The sequence below is a fragment of the Plectonema radiosum NIES-515 genome, from assembly GCF_025753815.1.
Classification (GTDB): Bacteria; Cyanobacteriota; Cyanobacteriia; order Cyanobacteriales; family Nostocaceae; genus Hassallia; species Hassallia radiosum_A.
Genome location: NZ_JAOWRF010000227.1, coordinates 1 through 3,014 on the forward strand (window position 1 = coordinate 1; position 3,014 = coordinate 3,014).

General features: G+C 41.2%; 2 protein-coding genes. Both read left to right on the forward strand.

Features of this window, described 5'->3' with window-relative positions:
* Positions 1-510 precede the first annotated feature (510 nt).
* Positions 511-1,380: a polyphosphate kinase 2 family protein gene (locus OGM63_RS15345; protein WP_263746457.1), complete on the forward strand. Its 870-nt coding sequence runs from the start codon at positions 511-513 to the stop codon at positions 1,378-1,380.
* Positions 1,381-1,917: 537 nt separating this feature from the next.
* A complete protein-coding gene (locus OGM63_RS15350) occupies positions 1,918-2,544 on the forward strand; it encodes a chemotaxis protein CheB (protein ID WP_263746458.1) in 627 nt (208 codons plus the stop codon).
* Positions 2,545-3,014: the final 470 nt, after the last annotated feature.

Below are 3,014 nucleotides of genomic sequence, written 5' to 3' on the forward strand. Positions count from 1 at the left end.
CGGGGTCGGTTTCCGTCCCGTTGACGTTTGTAAGAAGAGTTATTAAACACCCCGAAAAGCATTTTCTTACCCTTTACCCCTTTCCCCTCTTCAAAAAGTCCCCTTGTCCCCCCTGCCTCCTGTGCTCCTGTGCCCCTGTGCCCCCTGCCCCACTCCCATTCGGCAATACTGGTATCAATATATTTGGTTTGTCAACTTGGATTTAACGGGGATGTTTCTGCTCGGTTGAGAAGCAATGCGTCCTAGGAAATAAGGACAAGGGAGACAAGGGAGACAAGGGGGAATTAAAGAAAAATTAATTTTTTTGAAGTATTATTTTTAATTTGGAATTAAAGCAAAACAACAGTCAAACATAGTATTGTAGTACAGTATTTCATTAATTCGTAGGGTTTTGAAACGCAGAAGGACGTTCTCGGTAAGCGCAGAGTAACATAGAGTCAATGCTCATAAATCTCGCTATGAACTTCGGGAATTTTGTACTTAGCATTATAAATGTTAAATTTATGACTTATGAATCATGACGCTTTTATAGTTCCACCAGGAGCAAAGATTTCTTTCCCAAAAGACTACAATCCAGCTTATAAAGATGATTATCAGGAAAAAGCTGAGGCGGAAATAAAATTGCAGGCAGACGTTGAACGACTAGCAAAATACCAAAATATTCTTTATGCTCAAAACACCTATGCGTTGCTGATTATCTTTCAAGCAATGGATGCAGCTGGGAAAGATAGCACTATTAAACATGTGATGTCTGGTGTTAATCCCCAAGGATGTCAAGTATTCAGTTTCAAAGAACCGAGTACGGAAGAACTTGACCACGATTATCTTTGGCGCAGTATGAAAGCTTTGCCAGAACGGGGTAGAGTGGGGATATTCAACCGTTCATATTATGAGGAAACTTTAGTGGTTCGCGTGCATCCAGAACTACTGAAAAAGCAACAAATTCCCCAAATTCCTGAAGATAATCGAATATGGATGCAGCGCTTTGAGGAAATCAATAATTTTGAAAAATATTTGGTAAACAATGGAATAATCATTCTTAAGTTTTTTTTGAATCTTTCTAAATCAGAACAGAAAAAGCGCTTTTTTGCACGGATTGAAACGCCGGAAAAAAAGTGGAAGTTCTCTGCAAGTGATGTGATTGAAAGAGCGTTTTGGGATGATTATATGCAAGCTTATGAAGACATTTTTAATCATACCAGTACTGAATTAGCACCTTGGTATATTATTCCTGCCGATCGCAAATGGTTTACACGTCTAGTAGTTGCCGACATCATCTGTAGCAAATTAAAAGAACTTAATCTGAGATATCCCACCGTCAGTGAAGAACATCAGCGGCAACTGATCAAGGCAAAGCAATTATTAGAAAATGAGGACTGAGTTAGGAATAGGGCAATGGGTAATTGGTAATCGGGACGCTTAAAAGCTTGAACCAGAATTATTACGATTAGATATCGACCGCTATGCTTATTATGCGTTGCCCCAACCCAAGAGACATAAGCTAGCTTGTAGAGACCTAGCATTGCTAGGTCTCTACGTATGACTCTGGAGATGTCTATTCCCATTCCCCATTTTCTATTACCCATTAGACATCTCCAGAAATTAATTATGCATTGTCTACAACCTTTGTAGAGACGCGAAATTTCGCGTCTCTACATTGTTTTTCAGAGAAACACGAAGTCTCTACATTGTTTTTCGGAGATGTCTATTAGACATCTCCAGAAATGAACTATGCGTTGCCCAAACCCCAAGAGACGTTAAATTTAACGTCTCTACATTCTTTTCCAACAGATGTCTATTAACCATTTCCCATGCCCGAATCCCGATTGTATAGCTTTTTGTAGATGATACTAAATCGGCAAGTCATCTAAGCTAGTAGTAACTAACTTACGTGCATCCTTGAGTCACAACTGCAATATGATGAAGCAGATGGCTGACAATGCCAATAACTATTCACCTCAATTGAATGACACTGCTTTTGATATTGTAGCTGTGGCTGCTTCGGCTGGTGGGCTGAATGCTGTCAGCGAGATACTATCTACCTTGCCGGCAACATTTTCGGCTGCGATCGCTATAGTGCAACATCTTAGCGCTAGGTATCCTTCGGTGATGGCAGAAATTCTCAACCGGAAGACTGCCCTGAAGGTGAAGCAAGCAGAAGAAGGAGACAACCTCGCTCCAGGAACAGTTTACATTAGTCCACCCGATCGCCACTTGTTAGTTAATGAAGGCACAGTTTCTTTATCCTATGCGGAGTCGGTACGTTTTTTGCGTCCTTGTGCGGATCTGTTATTTGAATCAGTTGCTCTTAACTACAAACAACGAGCGATCGCACTCGTATTGTCTGGCACCGGCAACGATGGCTCAATCGGGGTAGGATATATCAAAAAAATGGGCGGTACTGTCATTGCTCAAGACAAAAAAACCGCCGAATTTTTTGGAATGCCCTCTGCTGCGATTCAAACTGGCAATGTAGATTTAATTGTACCTTTAAATGAGATTTCTAACGTATTGATGACTTTGGTCATGGGTATGCAACTGTAACTTAATTGCTAGCCACATATAAACATTACTTCCCAAAAATGGGTAGTGTTTGCTCGCTCATCGAGCAATCTGATATTCTGAGAATAGATAAAGCCGCCGTGAAATCGGATGGTAAGCAGTACTTTATCTATTTTTGCCAGCCAAGACAACTCAAACAGTTGAATCCATAGGCTTAACGAGAGTAAAAAAAGTAATCCCCAATGTTTTGAGGGGATAGAGGGCTAGCCGTTTATCCCTGTGATTTTAGGACGCTTAGACTAAGGTTACAAACATATTTGTCTAGGTATAGCTATCTTTTGGTAGCTTTGTCTAGGTTTTTATGAGCGGTAATGCTTGAATCAAAGAATGGGGCATTGGAGGACAAGGGGACTGCGTAATCAAGGGGACAAGGGGGACAAGGGGACAAGGGGGACTGCGTGATCAAGGGGGACTGCGTGATCAAGGGGACAATTCTTTCTTCCTATCTCCCC

Bases quoted from the DNA above. Each gene is read 5' to 3' on its own strand.
- OGM63_RS15345 (WP_263746457.1), top strand. From the start codon at position 511: ATGAATCATGACGCTTTTATAGTTCCACCAGGAGCAAAGATTTCTTTC.
- OGM63_RS15350 (WP_263746458.1), top strand. From the start codon at position 1,918: ATGATGAAGCAGATGGCTGACAATGCCAATAACTATTCACCTCAATTG.